At 51.0% G+C, this 17,763-nt stretch carries 12 protein-coding genes; 4 read left to right on the top strand and 8 right to left on the bottom strand.

Annotated elements, in window-relative coordinates; translation table 11 throughout:
• Positions 1–35: 35 nt before the first annotated feature.
• The 3 genes from KJY73_RS14055 to KJY73_RS14045 all read left to right on the top strand — a co-directional run bounded on the left by KJY73_RS14055 (position 36) and on the right by KJY73_RS14045 (position 2,874).
• A complete protein-coding gene (locus KJY73_RS14055) occupies positions 36–989 on the top strand; it encodes a LysR family transcriptional regulator (protein WP_214344343.1) in 954 nt (317 codons plus the stop codon).
• A complete protein-coding gene (locus KJY73_RS14050) occupies positions 976–1,911 on the top strand; it encodes an AraC family transcriptional regulator (RefSeq protein WP_214344342.1) in 936 nt (311 codons plus the stop codon). The genes KJY73_RS14055 and KJY73_RS14050 overlap by 14 nt, the downstream gene beginning before the upstream one ends.
• A 117-nt stretch (positions 1,912–2,028) precedes the next feature.
• The gene (locus KJY73_RS14045; protein ID WP_214344341.1) at positions 2,029–2,874 is read left to right on the top strand and encodes an NAD(P)H-binding protein; all 846 of its coding nucleotides are present in this window, start codon (positions 2,029–2,031) and stop codon (positions 2,872–2,874) included.
• 333 nt (positions 2,875–3,207) lie between these two features.
• Here KJY73_RS14045 and KJY73_RS14040 read toward each other — a convergent pair whose 3' ends face one another.
• The 6 genes from KJY73_RS14040 to KJY73_RS14015 all read right to left on the bottom strand — a co-directional run bounded on the left by KJY73_RS14040 (position 3,208) and on the right by KJY73_RS14015 (position 10,302).
• A complete protein-coding gene (locus KJY73_RS14040) occupies positions 3,208–4,149 on the bottom strand; it encodes a DUF4382 domain-containing protein (RefSeq protein WP_214344340.1) in 942 nt (313 codons plus the stop codon).
• A gap of 293 nt (positions 4,150–4,442) precedes the next feature.
• Positions 4,443–5,294: a DUF4198 domain-containing protein gene (locus tag KJY73_RS14035; RefSeq protein ID WP_232848606.1), complete on the bottom strand. Its 852-nt coding sequence runs from the start codon at positions 5,292–5,294 to the stop codon at positions 4,443–4,445.
• Between the two features lie 14 nt (positions 5,295–5,308).
• The gene (locus KJY73_RS14030) at positions 5,309–5,800 is read right to left on the bottom strand and encodes a DUF2271 domain-containing protein (protein WP_214344339.1); all 492 of its coding nucleotides are present in this window, start codon (positions 5,798–5,800) and stop codon (positions 5,309–5,311) included.
• A gap of 2 nt (positions 5,801–5,802) precedes the next feature.
• Positions 5,803–6,420 carry a PepSY-associated TM helix domain-containing protein gene (locus tag KJY73_RS14025; RefSeq protein ID WP_214344338.1) on the bottom strand — a complete coding sequence of 206 codons (618 nt, stop codon included), beginning with the start codon at positions 6,418–6,420 and terminating at the stop codon, positions 5,803–5,805.
• Between the two features lie 117 nt (positions 6,421–6,537).
• On the bottom strand, positions 6,538–7,818 hold the full coding sequence (locus KJY73_RS14020) for an MFS transporter (RefSeq protein WP_214344337.1): 1,281 nt from the start codon (positions 7,816–7,818) through the stop codon (positions 6,538–6,540).
• A gap of 159 nt (positions 7,819–7,977) precedes the next feature.
• The gene (locus tag KJY73_RS14015; protein WP_214344336.1) at positions 7,978–10,302 is read right to left on the bottom strand and encodes a TonB-dependent receptor domain-containing protein; all 2,325 of its coding nucleotides are present in this window, start codon (positions 10,300–10,302) and stop codon (positions 7,978–7,980) included.
• A gap of 402 nt (positions 10,303–10,704) precedes the next feature.
• On the opposite strand from KJY73_RS14015, the gene KJY73_RS14010 reads away from it, so the two are divergent.
• Entirely contained in the window at positions 10,705–13,521 is a 2,817-nt protein-coding gene (locus KJY73_RS14010; RefSeq protein ID WP_214344335.1) for a TonB-dependent receptor domain-containing protein, read from the top strand.
• 120 nt (positions 13,522–13,641) lie between these two features.
• Here KJY73_RS14010 and KJY73_RS14005 read toward each other — a convergent pair whose 3' ends face one another.
• Both KJY73_RS14005 and KJY73_RS14000 read right to left on the bottom strand, forming a co-directional pair.
• Entirely contained in the window at positions 13,642–15,504 is a 1,863-nt protein-coding gene (locus KJY73_RS14005; RefSeq protein WP_214344334.1) for a putative bifunctional diguanylate cyclase/phosphodiesterase, read from the bottom strand.
• Between the two features lie 173 nt (positions 15,505–15,677).
• A complete protein-coding gene (locus tag KJY73_RS14000; RefSeq protein WP_214344333.1) occupies positions 15,678–17,738 on the bottom strand; it encodes a basic secretory protein-like protein in 2,061 nt (686 codons plus the stop codon).
• Between the last annotated feature and the right edge of the window lie 25 nt (positions 17,739–17,763).

Here is a 17,763-nt window from a genome sequence, read left to right as displayed (position 1 = left end):
ATGCATATTGCAGATTCCCTCCATCCGGAATTCGAATGAAACATAATCGTGCCAGACAATTGGATATGCAGTTGCTGCAAGCCTTCGTGCTGTTGTACGAGGAAAGAGGCCTGGGGCGGGCCGCCACCCGGCTGAATTTATCGCAACCGGCCATGAGCCGCGTGCTGGTAAAACTCAGGGATATTTTTGCCGATCCGCTGTTTTTACGCAGTGCAGAGGGTTTACAGCCCACCGCCCGGGCCGAGCAACTGCTGCCACAAATTCAGTCGGCCATCACCCAGATGCTCGCCCTGCTGGGCGAAACCCGCTACCAACCTGCCACAGACCAGGGCCGGCTGATAGTCAGTTGTAACGATTTTGCTGCCAGCCGCCTGCTACCGGCAATTTGCAAGCATATTCAGCGGCAAGCACCGGGTCTGGCTATGGATATCCGGCCCTGGACAGCGGATCTCACCAGCACCTTGTCGTCTACCCCGATTGAAATGGCGTTATGTCTGAACGAGCCCTGCGCCGCCGATATCTGCGTGCAGGTGTTACACCAGGATAACTATGTGGTGGCCATGTGTGCTGATAACCCGCTGGCGTGCCGCCCTCTCGATATGCACAGTTACCTGCAGGCCGAGCATATTCTCATCCCTTTGGGGGTTAAACAGCAGGGCGCCATGGAAACCCTGCTGGCCAATCAGGGTATACAGCGGCGGGTCAGCTTACGTATCCCCTACCTGATGGCTGCCCTGGCCATGCTGCCGGGCAGCCACTATCTGCTGATTATCCCCGAATGGGTGGCGCGCAGTTATCAGGCACAATTTAACTTAAGCTGGCAAGCTGTGCCTTTTGCCACACCTTTGGCAGAGTACTGCCTTATCTGGCCCACCAGGCTCGACAATGACCCTCGTCAACGCTGGGCACGAACACAAGCGCTGGACGCCATACACAGCCAGTTTCAAGCTGACAACCAACCTTTAGGACAGCTAAATGCAACAAGGTGACCTCCTCAGTCAGTTCATCCATTACCTGGCTCCGCACAGCGAAGTATTCGCCAGAGTCAAAGCCTGCGCGCCCTGGGGGATAAAAGAAGGTAAACAGGACGTATGTGCCTTTACCTATGTTTTAAATGGCCCTTGTTATCTGCTGGTGCAGGGGCATCCGGTCAGGCAGTTAAAGCCCGGCCAACTATTATTGTTGGCAAAAGGCACGGCACACAGTGTGGCTAGCAGCCCCGATGCCAGCTGTGAGGATGTGGATAGCCTGTTTGGCAACAAAACCCGTCAGCAAATAGAACAGATGGTGCTCGGCGGCTGCGGTGAGCCAACCGAAATCCTCTGTGGCTACATCAGATTCCCGTCACACAATCTGCAGTTACCGGACCTGTTCACTGCCACCTTACCCGAGATCCTGATTCTCGATGCGCCTGCTGACTGCCGTCTGGGTCAGTTATTGAGATGGATCCACGCAGAGAACGCCCAGGAGCAGCCAGGCCAAGCACTGGTGATGGAAAAACTCTTACAAGTGTTACTGGTGGAAATTCTCCGCGCTCTGGGCCAATTTGAATTAAACCCAGGCTTACTGCGCGCCATGCATGACCGTCACCTAGCGCCAGCTTTACTGGCCTTTGTCAGTAACGTTGCACATCAATGGCAACTCGATGAACTGGCCGCCATCGCCGCCTTGTCACGCTCGGCTTTTACCCGCCGCTTTAGGTGTTTGACCGGCCAATCCTGCCAGACATTTATTCGCCACTGGCGCTGTTTGAAAGCCGCCGATATGCTCAGTGCTAGCCAAGTTTCTGTGCGCAGCATTGCCGAGCAATGCGGATTTCAATCCAGTGATGTGTTTATCCGTAACTTTCGACAGTACAGCGGTTTGCCGCCTCAGCAATTTCGCACATCTTTTGTCGCCCACGTGGTGTAAACCAGACGGGTACCGACCTATTGGCCGTGAAAATCGACCTAACGGCCACAGCCAGTCTTGCACTGGTGTTTTTGCCGGGTAGAACCGTTAGGATGCTAAAAACACTAGGAGAAACAGATGCCCCCACATATTTTAGTGACAGGCGCCACAGGCAGTATAGGCTCAGCCGTTGTAGCCGAGTTATTAGTCCACCAGTATCGGCTGACCGCACTTTGCCGAAGTGCAAAAAGTGCTGCCTCACTACCCGACAATGTCAGCACATTGATGGGTGATATTAACGCACCGGAAAACTGGGTTGATGCGCTTAGCGAGGTTGATGTGCTGATTCACTCCGCCTGTGGGTTTGGTGATGACATGGGGGACGTCGACCTACGCTTAATGCAAGCGGTAGCTAAAGCCGCCCTCAAACGCACTGAACCCTTGCTGGTTGTCTACACCACAGGTTGCTGGACCTTTGGCAGCCAAGCGGGCCAGATCAACGAACAAAATCAGCCACAGTCTATTCGTGACTTTCAATGGATGCTGGATAACAGCAGCTGGTTAGCAACACAGCCAAATATTCGTTTGCGCAGGGTCAGTCCGGCCAATGTGGTTAGCGAGGCGCAACAATTTGCCATGCCGATCCTGCATTGGGAACTTGAACGTCACGGCCAGCCCACTATTCCTGATATCGAGAATCTCAGTTGGCCTATCGTGGAACGGCGGGATCTGGCCAGGCTTTATCGCTTAGTAATTGAACGGGGCCAAGATGGCGAGGAGTATATTGGTTGTGCGTCGCATATACCGGCAGTAACGCTCGCCGGGCGACTTGCCGACAAAGCGGTAAAACGCGTCCCTATTAGCGACTGGTTTGCTACCTACGGCACCTGGACGGAAGGCTATGGACTGCATCAACAACTGTGCAGTGAAAAAGCCAGAACGAATCTTGGCTGGCAGCCCAGGTATTTACCTTACGGCAGATAGCCGTTCCTGTTCATCCATGAACCCACGGCATACCGTTCATCCTGAACATAAAAAAAAGACCGTACCAAAGTGGTACGGCCAAAACACCTTCAGGGAATGGCACTCTTAAGGGCGAATGCCGGCCCGTTTGGAGCTCGTCGAGTCGGAGGAGTGGCACCAACTCGTCGAGTTACTAAATACATATCAAGATGCGGGCCAACTTTTATTTTCCTTTAATTTCAACATCTTATGCATCTTCCAATAAAAATGTCGGGATATGGTTGTTGCCAATTCCCGACACCCTTATTGTTTACTAAGCAACCAACAGGGTGACAGCCCTGTCGGCACTAGCGATCAGGGGAAATCTAGCACTGTTGTTTGCCCTGCAGACACCGCGGTTTCCTTGGCCTGCATCAGTACAAAGCCATCATCCAGCCCCTCATCAGTCTCAGGCATATCCAGATCCGCACGGCAGGTAAAGGCCAGCGTATAATCACCTGCGCCGACATAACCAACCTGATAACGGTAAGTTGACGTGGCTTCATCAAAGGTTACGGCTGCCATGCTGTATGGTGACACTTCATTGGCATCAGCCGGGCTGTCAGCATCATCACCGAGGTTATCAAACGCCAGGTCCTTACCGGCATACAGATAAACCGCGTTACCTACCAGAGGGTCAACCTTGTCAGCACAACTGGCATCCTCAATCAGGCTTGATGCTACAGTCCCTTCCAGTACGCCCACTTCGCTGTTGGCAACCAATCTGACACCGCGGGGTTTAAGGAAAATAACCTGTTGACCAACTGGGTCGACCAGAGATTTACGCAAATCAAATTCCAGGGTGTAAGCAGCCTGCACATTAGGCAGGGCGGTAAATCCATCCAGCTTCAGTTCACCGCTGGGAACTTTTAATGGAAAGGTGCCTTCATTCATTTCGATGTAGGACGCATCGGTAACGGATACGCGCAGTTGCGAATAGGTTCCTAGCGGGATTTCCGTCGCAGATACAATGGACTCAAAAGCACTCCCTTGCACAGACAACAAATCTACTTTTCTGGGGTTTCCACTTTCATCCGTGACAGAGAAGCGCTGATTACCTTCACTACTTATCAGCTCCACCTCATCAAAATACACAACCACCGCCTGCGCCTCATCAACAGGCGCATCGGAAACGGCCAGAGAAAAGAAAGTTGAGGTAGGGGTGGGTGTTGGTGGAACAGGTTCGCTATCACTGCCAGAGCCTCCACAGGCGCTTAACGCCAGGGCTAATGGAAAAACGGATAACATGGGTTTCATAGGGTGCTCCTATATTTCGGTTACTACTCGGCAGATAGCCAATCAAGAACTGAACCAATTATATATTCACCAGCCAAAACATAGAGTTAATCAAACATACATGCCCTACTCCGTGCATAACTGTCTCAAATTGCCGACAGCCATTGTGCAAAGCAGGTGGTTTCGCAAGAGATCCCTTTATCAGTAGGAGCATAAGGATGTCCCCAAATTGAGACACCCATAATTAGTCATTAATAATCAAAAAGTTAGGAGAAAGGTGGCGCAGATCGATATTGCACCGATCTGCTGAAATATCAGGCTGGTACGACTTCAAAGGTCAAAAATAGCGAGGCCCGCTCGGTATCTATACCCTGAATATCAGATTCACGGTTTACCCCAGCTTCCAGCAAGTACATACCGGCATGCTCAAACGACACTTGAATAAAACCTTGTGCATCGGTTTTAAGCTGGATGTCCCCTCGCTCGTTACGATATCGGGTACCGGCCCGCATTAGTGTCACTTGCGTGCCTTCAGCTACCGGCTTGCCGTCCTGCAATAACTGCCAGCGAACAGTTTCACCGGTAAACAGATCATTGGGATGAGTGCCGCCGCCCAGTTCCAGCCCCTGGCCGGTGGGCTTAATGTCGGTGGTTTGGTTGCGGCTTACAAAGGTTTCCACTCTGGCCTGCATACGGGTGGTAGACAAAGAAGTGGCGCCTGATGGGATCTCCTGGCTGTCCTTACCACCGAAAACCCGGCCGCGCTCGCCATTGGCATCCTTATAAAAGGTAAACAGCATAGCAGGCTGCTCCAAACCAATACGATAAGTGCCAGACTGGCTCAGCGTAACACCAGCCGCGCTTTTTCGAAGTAAGTCCACATAAGCGATTGCGTCACTGCGGCTACCGTCTGGCGCAGTGGCGATAAGCTGAGGTTTACTGCGCCCGCTTGGCCCCTTATCGGCGGAATTGCCATAGCTTTTGTCGGCATGGAAAATATCATTGGAAATACTCAGGTCCAGCGCAATGGCATGCGCTTCCTGGCCAGACAGATTAGTATGACTGGGCACCAACCAACGGGCGTGAGCCAGCGCCGCCTGGCTGCTTAACATCAGACCGGCAAGGCCAGCCGCTTTAAACCATAGCGCTATGGGTTTTATACGCATTGCAACATTCCTTCTTATTTCACACTGATTTGAATTGGGCCCAGCTCGATTTTGGCCGGTAAGTTAATTTGCCCCTGCTTACCAAGCTCAAAGGCCACTCTGTGGTAGTCTCTGCCGCCTTCTTCCCGTGACGCTTCGATGTTTAGTAGATATTCTCCGGCCGGCAGCGGCTTACCCTGACTGTCCTTACCATCCCAGTGCAACAGATGAGCGCCAGGGCGACGTGTGGCACCGGTTACCGCATCGATCTCACTACCAGCATTACGCCCCACCTTACGCCAGTACTGGCGCAGATCTTTGAGCCATTTATCGCCCTCTTCCAGCTGCTTCCACAGTGCAATAGTGGCAACCGCATTGCGCTGACTATCTTCCACCCATACGGCAATGTAAGGGCGGTGATAAGGCTGAACATCCAGTGCTGGCTGATTCAGGGTTATTTCAAGCTGTGCGGCATCGGCATAGTCACCAATTAGGGTGGCGGCGAGCACCAGAGCAGCATATTTCATCCTTAAACTCCCAGAAGTGTTGGTACAAACAGAACATAAATCAGTACCGGGGTTATCACGCCTAAGGCTGCAGCTATCAGCCCGGAGCGACGTTTAGTGCGGTTTTGCAACAGGATCACCATGCCGGTGAGGGCAAACAACAGCATCAGAACCGCCGACACATCAATCACCCAGGACCACGCTTGGCCACTGTGTCGTCCTTTATGCAGATCCCCCCATACCGACAACCAGTTGCCTTTATGAAACTCAAGCAGTAATTCCCGGCCCTGGAGATCCAACGTGACTAACGCAAAGCCCGCCGGTAAGGCGTAGTCCAATACCAGCTCCTGGTCATCGGCTGACCAATCCACTGCACGAGGAGCGCGCAGGTTGTGCTGGCTTTGCAGGTAAGCCCCAACCTCCGCGATTAGCTGCTCAGGAGCCGCTTCCAGCCTGTGCCACGAAACAGGAACCTCAAGACGCTGCTCGCCGGCCTCACCCGTATCGTCCAGCCAACTGATATGATTGAGCACAACGCCGCTGATACAAAAAAACACCAGCAAAGCGAATAAGGCGGTAGACAAGTAAATATGCAGCCAGCGGCTGCTGCTGTAAAAGGAGCGAAGCGCACCTCTGGACATAACAAAACATCTCGGCTGACAACCCCGTTAACGGGTCAATGCCGCAAACTTTAAACGGATAGAATTAAATATGCAAACCATTCCCATTTGCATAAACAACAATTTATCGCAACCTTGTCAGCGTTTGTCGTAATAATCCTGGGCGGGGTCATCCGGCATCAAAGGGGATGCGTCAGCTCGCGGGTCTAACTCTGCCATGACAGGGGTGTTGGGCGTACTGGTGGAGAATGCCACATGATCTTCCAGCGGCACGGGTTCTCGCACTAAGCGCCGCCAGATAAGGAAAAGCAAACAAATTGCCGACGCACAGGCAAAGTAAATGAAGATACCTTGCGGGCCGAATTGGTGAATAAACACAGGTGCCAACAGTGGACCACTCATGGCCCCTATGCTGTAACACAGCAATAACCCTTGATTAGCCGCCACGACCTGTGAGGGGTTAAGTTCATCACAGGCCTGGCTGAGGCTGATGGGGTAAACCGCGAAAATCACGCCACCCAGCATCAGGGTTAATATGGCGGCTTGCGTGCTGTTGCCACTTGGATCCAGTAATACAAATGCCAATCCCACCAGCAAGATGCCACTGAACAGACAGATCAATACCAAACGCCGGTCAAAACGGTCAGACAAGCGTCCCAGAGGGTATTGCAGACAGAGTCCGCCGAGTATCAGGTAGGCCATCATGTCGGCGATATCTTTAATCTGCATACCGGATTTAGCATAGAAAAACGGCAACAGGCCGTATGCCACACTAAGGATAAGGCCAGAGATAAAACAGCTGAATACGGCCGTAGGTGTGAGACGAATCAAACTGAAAAAGGGCAGTTTTTCATGACGCTCCAGATGCTGCACACTGACTTTAGAGAGCACCAGCGGCAATACAGACAAAGAACAGGCCAGTGCCGCAAACACAAAGGGTAGCAGTGTCATAATATCGAGCTGCTTCAATGCCATTTGCCCCAAGATCATGGCCGCGTAAAACAGCACCATATACAGCGCCATAATTCGCCCCCGGTGAGCTACAGGGCTACTGACGATGATCCAGGATTCAATCACCACCAGTAATCCCCCAGTCGCAAACCCGCCGATTAGACGCAGCAGCATCCATGATTCGGGAGCGACAAAAATCCCGAACAATAAAGCCAGACTGCAAAGGATGGATGCATAGGCTGCGTAGGCGCGGATATGCCCTACCCGCATAATAACTTTGCTGTTGATAAAAGAACCCAGCATCAAGCCAGCAAAATAGGCCGTTGAAATCATACCAATCAGAGTTGGCGAGACATCTTCCGCAGTCATTCTCAGGGTCAGTAAGGTCGTCAGCAGTCCATGACCAATGGAGTACACCAGTAGACTGAGAAGAGGAGATGCCAGTGTGGTAAGTGTCGCTCTGGGCATGAGGAGGTCTTGAATTTACAAGAAAAACTAAGGCTATTGGATAGCAATAATCTGCCGGAAATGACAATGAAATTTTACTTATTCGACTATTTAGCTAAAAAAATCCCCGCAAAGCGGGGATTTTCAAATCGAAGATGATGAATTTAGTTACTCGGCGACTCAGAACAGGTAATTGGCCGACACCCAGAAGCTACGGGCTTTTTCGGTAGTGTTGTAGTCAGACGCGCATTCATATCCCAATTCATCTGCCGACAACAAGCAGGTGCGGGTGGACAGGTTTTCGTCCAACAGGTTGTTAATACGACCATGAATAGTCAGCTTGTCGTTGACCTGATAACGCGCCGCCAAATGCAGCAATTCATAAGCCTTATAGTAAAGCTCGACAGTTTCTGCCCCTTGTGGCCCCTGCACATCAGCGGTACCGCGGAATCGCTTGCTGCGTACCTCACCTATTAACGACAGGTTCAGGTCCTCCAGTACTTGCCAGTTAAAGGTAGCGTTCAACATATTCTTGGGTGTGCTGACCAGAGGTAAACCCGCATCACGGCCACTTTTCACTTCGCTGTCGGTGTAGGTGTAGTTGGCATTCAGGCTCAGGCTGTCAGTAAAGCTTAGCTTACCAGCCAATTCAATTCCGCGAGTTTCAGCCTCATCTACGTTATCTGCCTGAGAGAAACTGGTATAGCCTAAACCGGCCCAACCCGGACCGATTTCCACACAGGCTTGGCCACTTGCCGCCACTTCACAGTTTGGCAGATTATCCTGATTGATAATCTTGTCTTTAAAGTCGTTGTAGAACAGCGTGATATTACCACTTAGCCAACCACTACCCTGATAGTAGGCGGCGACTTCATAGTTCACACTGGTTTCGGGCTGCAGATCCGGGGTACCGACGAAAGGATGAACCCCTTGCCCGCCAAAACCCACTATACCGGGGAACAGCTGATTGGGCTTAGGGGTTTTATACCCCGTGCTGATACCGCCTTTAACCGTCCAGTCTTCGTTCAGACTCACATTGAGATAAGCACGAGGACTAAACTGACCACCAAAGATGTTGTGATCATCATAGCGGCCACCAAACACCGCTGTGAGTGAGTCGCTCAGATCCCAGCTGTCTTCAGCAAAAACTGCCCATTGTCTGTGTTTCTGGCTGGTACCTTGCCGGAAACCGTCACCATACATGCCGAATACACCGTCTTCCATTTCCGCGCTGAAATACTGGCCACCAACGACGAAGTAATGGTTTTGCCACTGAGATTCAAACTTGGTGTCCAGGATCAGATTGTCGATTTTCAGATTGCGTAACGGCCTGGGTAAAAACTGCTGTTCCAGCTTGTCGTATAACGCCTCAGTCAAGGTTGGTTTATTGCTGCCCTGATCAAGCACAGCCTGATCCCAGATAGCCTGTAAATCACTACGCTCCTGCACTGTCAGCGGTAATGAACGACCAAAATTTTCACTGCGACTGCGCGTTAAACTGCTGGTCAGGGTACCCTGCTCCCAACGGCCAATATGCGACAAGACAAATTGTTCACGCTCTACACGCTGGTAAGGGGTGTAACCAACCCTCGGCTGAATGATACCGCCACGGCTGCGCCACAGGCTGATGGGACTATCCAGGGTGCCAGTCTGCCCTTGCGTATTATCATAACGCTGCTTGGCAATGTCATAGTCAAAGGCCAGTTCCTGGGTGTCACTAAAGGCATAGTTCAAGCTAAAACCCGCATTCCAGTTTTTCGCTGCGACAATTTTCTTATCGCCAAAACTGCCTTCATCCGTCCAGGTACCACCACCTGGTAAAGGCAGGCTGTCGGCATAAGTCGGTTCGCTTTGCTCGCGGTCATAAATACTGGCCCTTAGGGTATAGGCCAGATTATCGATGCCGCTGGGGCCGGTCAGATAGAAGTCGGCTTTTTGGTCGTCACCATATTGGTCATCCTGCTGGAACGTGGAGCCGACACTCAGACTGCCTACGGTTTCTTCCATCTGTTTGCGGGTAATGATGTTAATGACACCACCTATGGCATCGGCACCGTACAAGGTAGACATAGGCCCGCGCACCACTTCGATTCGTTCAATGGCCTCCAATGGCGGCATATACATAAACTGGCTATTGCCAAAGTTGTTGGGACCTATATCCCCGATATCAGATTGGCGGCGGCCGTTGATCAAGACCAAGGTGTAGTCAGAAGGCAAACCGCGCATGGTGATGCTGATGTTACCGTTCTTGTCCTGACCACTACCCACATCTATGCCTTCTATATCCCGTAATGCATCTGCCAGGCTGGTAAAAGGTTTATTTTGCAGTTCAACACGGCTGATCACAGAAACACTGGCGGGGGCATCTACCAGTTTCTGTTCAAATCCCGACGCAGTCACCACTATGGTCTCTACATCCTGAGGGGGTGCCGGGTTGGCAATAACGGGCAAAGATAAACCTAGGGCAACAGCTGTAGACAGATATTGCAGAGAAAACTGTGACATGAACCACTCCATACAGAAATAACCAGACGGAATATCCACACCCCGCCAAACAACACAAATGATAACGACTTGCATTTGCGTTAGCAATTTATATTTCTGAGAGAATAATTCCTATTTCAGCCGCTTTCAGTTTGAATCAAGGTAGGACAATGGCAAAAAAGTCTAAAACAGTTGTTGGAACGTTCCATGACGTGGTATTAATACACAAGTCGTTAACAACCTATTTTACATCCCAGCATTGCTTGGGGCGCCGACTATTTTGCCGTAAGTCAGGTGTATAGCGGATCAAACACGTTTTTGACGCAAGGAAATTAAGGTTCTCAACGGCCAACATGTGGAGCTTCGTTACAAAACAAAAATGGAACGTTCCACAAAACGGACAAGACACAGAGGAACTACATCATGACAAAGAATTTCAGACTTTCTGCCCTCTCAATTGCGCTGACGACGCTGGCAACCTCACTTCCCGCAACGTCGGCTCAGGCACAGGAGCAACAAGCCAATCAGGATGCCGAAAAGATCCTGGTGACCGGCTCACGTATCCCCCGTGCCAATTTAAGCAAGCCAGGTGCTGTGACCATGATCAGTCGCCAGGACTTGGAAAATACCGGTTACAGCAATGTGGGTGACCTGCTGCAAACGCTGACTGTATCTGCCAGCGCTCCCAACCCCAGTGATAATGGCAATACATCCGGTGTAACTAACTTTGACCTGCGCGGCTTAGGGTCACAGCGCACCTTGGTATTGTTAAACGGTCGCCGTCTGCCTAACGGTGGTAATGGTGCGGATGCAGCGGTTGACCTGAGTGCCATCCCAACCGCCATCATCGACCGGGTAGAAATTCTGCTCGATGGTGCATCTTCTGTGTACGGCTCAGATGCGATAGCTGGCGTAGTGAACATTATCACCCGTCAGGCTGATGACATATTTGAAGTCACAGCGGAAGTGGGTCAATCCGGTGAAGGTGATGCTGAAACCCTGTCACTGGAATTGGTCACCGGCATCGTTGGCGACAAAGGCCGCTTTATGCTCAGTGCCAGCTACGATGAAAAACAAGAAGTCTACGCCGGCGCCCGTGAATTCAGCCGCTACGACTGGACTTTGAATGCCGATGGCAGCCTGGGGCAAGGCGGAAGCTCAGCAGTACCATGGAGCCTATTAAAGGTTAAAGATGCCAACGGCAACGATATTCAGGTGACCCGTGGCCCTGAGTTCGGTGAGTGGCGTCCTGCCGTGTTAGATAAAACCCTGCCCAACAACGATCTGTATAACTATCAAGAGCCAAGCCTGCTGCAAACGCCATTTGAGCGATACAGCATGAGTGCCTTCGGTGAGTATGACCTGGGTGATATGGCATTCTCTGATGCGGTAACCTTTAACTTTGAAGCTTTGTATTCACATCGCCGTTCCACCACTAACGGTGCCCCGCAACCTTTGGTGCCCGTGTGGGGTGGCTATCTGGATTTCACCTATTCTCCTGACAACTACTACAACAAGATGTATGGTCCAAAGGATGCAAACGGCAACCCCTACGCGATAAACGACTGGGCCCGCCGTATGGTTGAAACCAACGGTCGTATCAACAGCGTGGAAAACAGCCAGTACCGCATCGCCATGGCCCTGTCCGGTGAGTTTAATGCATTCTGGAACTGGGAACTGGCATACAACTACGGCCGCAATGACAATAAGCGTATGAAGACCGGCATATTCAACTGGCCAGCGGCCAAGAATGCGGTTGGCCCAACCCACTTTGATGATCAAGGCGTACTTCGCTGTGGCGCAAGCCCGGCCCAACTGATCGCAGGCTGTGTACCTTTAAACATCTTTGGTCAGCCGGGTACCGACTCCGAAATCACCGCGGAAATGCTCGATTACCTGTCTGGCGACTGGCCGGGTCTGCAACATGGTTTTAACGAAGTTAAGGTCATGAGTGCCAACATTGCCGGTATAGCCTATGAACTGCCGGCCGGTGAACTGGGGCTGTCATTCGGTCTGGAGAGACAGGAAATTGAAGCGCTAAATCAAACCGACGCGGTGTCTATCAATATTTTGGTCACCGATGGATTAGGCCGTCCAACCGGTGGTGGCTACACGGTTAATGAAGCCTACCTGGAAGCCGTCGTGCCACTATTGGCTAACGCACCGCTGGTGGAGTCTTTAGAGCTGAACCTGGCCACGCGTTACTCCGACTATGACACCTTCGGTTCCACTACCAACTCAAAAGTGGGCGTGTTCTGGGCGTTGAATGACCAATTCAGCATCCGTGGTACCTGGTCAGAAGCCTTCCGTGCGCCTAACGTGGTCGAGCTGTTTAAAGGGCAGCTGCCTGCATTTGAGAACGGCGATGACCCTTGTGCCATTGCCAATCCGAATCAGAATTGTATCAACACGGGTGTACCGGCGGACGGCTCATATAGCGAAACCATTGGCCAGATTCGTACTAATACCGGTGGCAACCCAGATCTGCAGCCTGAAACAGCTAAGATTAAAACCCTGGGTATCATTTACCAGCCGAGCTGGCTGGACAGAGCGTCCATGACGTTCGACTTCTATGATATCAAGCTGGACAATGCCGTTGGCACCATCAGCGCAGTAACTAAACTGCGTGAATGTATGGATAACGGCTTGTACTGCGACTCGGTTAACCGTGTACGCAGCGGCGAGTTTGCCGGTGTGATTACCGGGGTAGATGTGTTTAATGAAAACCTTGGCGGTATCAACCGTCGTGGCTTGGATGCTGAATTTGTTTATGACATTGGCAGCACCGCTATCGGTGACTTTAAAACCATGCTGAACTGGTCTTATGTGGATCTGCATGAAATCATCGAGCCTGGTGTTCCCACCCGTGACAAAGCCGGTCAGCGTATGAACGGCCAACATGCTATCCCTGAACATCGCATCAACGGCACCCTGAACTGGGTGATGGACGATATCAGCGCAACCTGGAATGTGTATTACACCGATTCCATGCTGGAAGTGTCTCAGGATCAAGGCGGCACGTTGAAAGGCTTTACGCACAACATCAGCAGCGCTGTGATGCACAACGCACAGGTCACCTATCACCTGGATACCTTTAATTCACAGCTAAGCTTTGGTATCACCAATATCTTTGATAAAGAGCCGCCGTTTGCTACCGGCAATGGCAATAACGCTGACCCTATTCATTCCTCCTTCTTTATGGGACGTGAATACTATCTGCGTTTGAAAGTCGCACTATAAACTGCAAAGGCCGCCAAATGGCGGCCTTTTTATTTACCTACTGCAATCTGTAAAATGAACGTCGCCCTAAGTTGAATAGCACTACGCCATCAAGCTGCATAGTGGCTTAGCAACCTCCCGTTAGCAGGCTGGGCGCAGCAGTTGTAGCAATCTTGGCATCTGCGCCGCATCCAAAGGTGCCGACCAATGAAACCCTTGCCCTTTGTCACAGCCCAGGCTAGTCAGAAAATCAGCCGTCGGCTTATCTTCTATACCTTCAGCAATAGTCGTCAGCCCCAGACTATGTGACATATTGACGATAGCCGTGACAATCGCCTGGTTCTCGGCGCTGTCCAGCAAATTGGTAACAAAGGAGCGGTCAATCTTCAGCTGTGCAACCCTGAATTTTTTCAGATAAGCCAGATTGGAATAGCCAGTACCAAAGTCATCAATAGCCAGATTCACCCCCAACCCTTGCACGGTGGACAAGCACTGCTGTAATTCCTGTTTGGCTTCGATGAAAACCGACTCGGTCAGCTCCAGCAACAGGAAGCGTCCTTCCAGCCCATACTTTTCTAATAAACTCGCCAACGTGCGGGCAAAGCGCCCACTGAGTAATTGCATGGGGGAAACGTTCACTGCCACAGACAACTCCGGCAAGCCGGCCTTATGCCATTCCACACATTGAGAAATGGCATTTTCCAACACCCACTCACCCAACACACCGATTTGTCCACAGCGTTCCGCCAGGGGAATAAATACATCGGGGCTGATCCGGCCAATCTGCGGATGGTCCCAACGCAGCAAGGCTTCAACCGACTCAATCTTGCCGCTGCGAAGACAGACTTTGGGCTGATAATGAATGGACAGTTGCTTAAGCTCGATGGCATTTCTAAGGCCACGCTCCAGGCCTAACTGCTCGGAGAGTTGCTCACTCATATTGGCCTGGAAGTAGCGGTACTGATTACGACCACTTTCCTTAGCCGCATACATGGCCAAATCCGCTTGCTGGCAAATGTTATCAAAATCATTGCCGTCCTGAGGCACCATGGAGATGCCCATGGAACAGGTCAGAGTCAGCTCATGGCCGTCAATTTCCAGTGGCATGGCACTGCACTGCAAAATACGCATGGCCAGAGCATCGATTTGCTTGCTGTGCGTGAGGTTAGTACTGATGATGACAAATTCGTCTCCACCAAAACGACATAAATGGTCGGACTCTCGCAGGGTTGACTTGAACTTGCTGGCAACTTGCTGAAGATAGATATCACCTAATCTATGGCCTAAGGAGTCGTTAATAGACTTGAAATTATCCAGATCCAGAAAGGTCAACGCCACCATGGTTTGGTTGGCTTTCGCCGCGTGCACGGACGTTTCGAATATTTCTCTGGCTTTTAGCCTGTTCGCTAAACCGGTAAGCGGATCATGATGGATAAGCTGCGCCACTTGCACCTGAGAGTCTCTATACCTGGCATTTTCCAGGCGTAATTCATCCAGGGTGGTGCGCAGCTGAGAGACCACTGCCCAGATACCGTAAGCGGTCATGCCCAGCAGCAGTAACATTAAAAAGGCACTATTCAGGTCTTGCTCTGGGATAACGCGATGCCACTGGGAAAAATGCCCCACACTGCCAAGCAGCAGCAAGTTAATAGCATTCAGGGCGAAGCTCCACAGCATCAGCCGCATACCGCTTAGCATGGCGGCAAAGAACATGACTGCAGGCAACAGCATCACAACTTCGTCTCGCAGCCCATAAAACACCCACATAAACAGCAGAGCACTGAAATTCACTATCCCCAGAAACAGGGCAATACCCAGCTCCATCCGGCCGGAAGAGGCTATGCGATAGCTGATGTACAGGAGTACCGAGACACAGGGCACATACGCGGTAACAAACCACTCGCCAATCCAGGTCCAGTGTAAAAACACAACGACCAAACAAAGCTGGGTTAGAAATTGTAGTTCCCTAAGTCTTTTCAGCCTGAAGGTGTTAGTTGGCTGCATATTTTATTTTTATTTTTCATCTGCTTTGGTCGACAGCTATTTTGACTGTTCTACATACGCAGATTGTTGATTATGCGAACAATTTGAACGGATATATGCTCGTATTACAAGCATTAAAAACGAAAAAAGGCCGCTTTTAGCGGCCAAACAAGGGAGATTTACTATTTTTACTATTATTCCTTATCCCATAAGGACAATTCGCCCAATTGAATAAGACGTCCTGCATCGCCACCGATGTTGCTGCCTTGACGGGTATTTTCCAGCACAAAGCGATATTGACTGAATGCCAGTGTATTACCGCTAAGCAGGTAGTGATAAGTAGTCAGGCGAGAAGGTTCTGCCGGATATTGGTTAGTGTCTAACGCTGTCCAGCGCTGACCGTCATTGGAGCCAAGCAGTTGCCAAGCATTTGGATCGCGCTGAGGATTATCATTCCCTGTGGTCAGGCTGTACGCATCCAACACCACGGCTGTTGGCAGCGTTAAAGTCACCTCCACATTGTCGACCTGATTAACCGGTAGCAGGTCGGGGGCATATTGGCCAAGCCAAGCGGGAGCCTCAAGCACAGCATTAAATTTCTTGCCGACATGATTGTCTACCAATGCACTTGGCCCTTCACCGAAAGGCAATAACGTGGTGGCATTCACTTGCACAGCAGCTCCAATGGCCAGATTCCGATGACCGGCAATGGGAGTGGGATAAGGCGGGAAAATCCCCTTTTCTTGAATCAGATACTGCTGATATTCGGCAAATACCGCCTGAATGCCCCGGTTCTCACCAAAAATCGACTTAAAGGCTTTATCAAAGCTCCAACCTTCAATGTCAGCCGCGCTTTGATTGAAAAGACGAATAAAATCGGTGTTGCGGTTACTGTTGGCAACCCACTCCAGAAAGAATGAGGTCTGGTTATAGGCATCCTGATTCCAGTTGTCGACCCAACCAATGTTAGCGCGATGTCCCTCCAGAAAGCCGGCCTGAATGCGAACATAATTTGCCAGTCCTTCCAAAAAGCTGTGTTTCTCATTGCCAGCCTGATACATCCCACTGTCTGGGACATGGTTATAACCGTGGGTTAATTCGTGCCATAACACCCCTTCAATTTCCTTGCGGACCGCGGCGTCACCGCCGGCAGTATGAATATTGGCGATATGCTCAAGGTCAAACATCAGTACCATGTCATCATCAGTACCCGACTTAGCGGCGGGAAAATCATACTCACCGGTTTCAAACAGTATTGAGTTGAAGATACGGGTAGTACGAACATCGGCGTACAGTACTTTGGCGACCCCCAGAGCCACCTCCTGGATCAAGGTTTCCAGTTCCGGGATTGCTCCTTCTAGAATGCTCTGCCCCAGGTGCTCTGGCACATTTTGTTTAAAGCTGACCATCGGCATCACAAATCCGGCCCAAGGATCAGCCGGATCCCAGACACGGATCAGATGCTTTTTCTCCAGCACGGTTTCGCCTTTGTCATTAACCGCTGTCAGAATGACAGTTTTAGGCCCTAGACTGGCGAATGACACTAGGGGTTTAGTGTCGCTACTGGTAGCAGGCGTGCCATCTTCAAATTGCCAGTGCAGTGAGGATGGATTTGCCAGGGATTGGTCTGAGAAAATCACAAACTCCCCGATGGTGGGGTCTGTCTTGGTAACAGAAAATGCCGCGATTGGTTTATCGCTCAGCACATGCAGTTCGAGATCTGCAAGCTGAAATATGCTGCCGGAAGTATTCTGGAATACAAAGCGAAAGTACTGAAACGGGCTATCGTTGTCGTCTAACTTAAACTCCCGTGTTGCGCCGCGCCCATCAAAACTCTGACCGCTTCGACTATCCAGTTCCTGCCAGGCCTGCCCATCATTAGAGCCTTCCAGTATCCAACTGGCAGGATCTCGCTCCGGCGCATCGTTACCCGATGTCAGCCGATATTGCTTGAGAACATATTGCCCGGTCGCTTGAATCACTATCGAGCTTTTATTACTGAAGGTAAGGAATTTGGTTCCTTTGTTACCGTCCAGTAAATTCGCTACCCCTTCAGCAGCTGGCGTATTAACCGCGTCCGGCGCAGAGATAACTACCCCGCTATCAGCTGTCATATTGCGAGTCGCGGTAGACGCGGCCGGTGGCTGCGTCTCGCTTTCGGGTTGCAGGTTGGAGGTAAAACCTGAGCCATCGTTACATGCGGTAAGTGATGCACCCAGGCAGAGCGCGAGCATAGACAATGTATATTTGTTCATTATTCTGACCTTTGTTCAAAATGAT

Origin of the sequence: Bowmanella yangjiangensis (assembly GCF_018531185.1) — a bacterium.
Taxonomy (GTDB): domain Bacteria; phylum Pseudomonadota; class Gammaproteobacteria; order Enterobacterales; family Alteromonadaceae; genus Bowmanella; species Bowmanella yangjiangensis.
The sequence above is the reverse complement of the archived record's forward strand: the minus strand, read 5'-3'. Positions and strand labels throughout refer to the sequence as shown.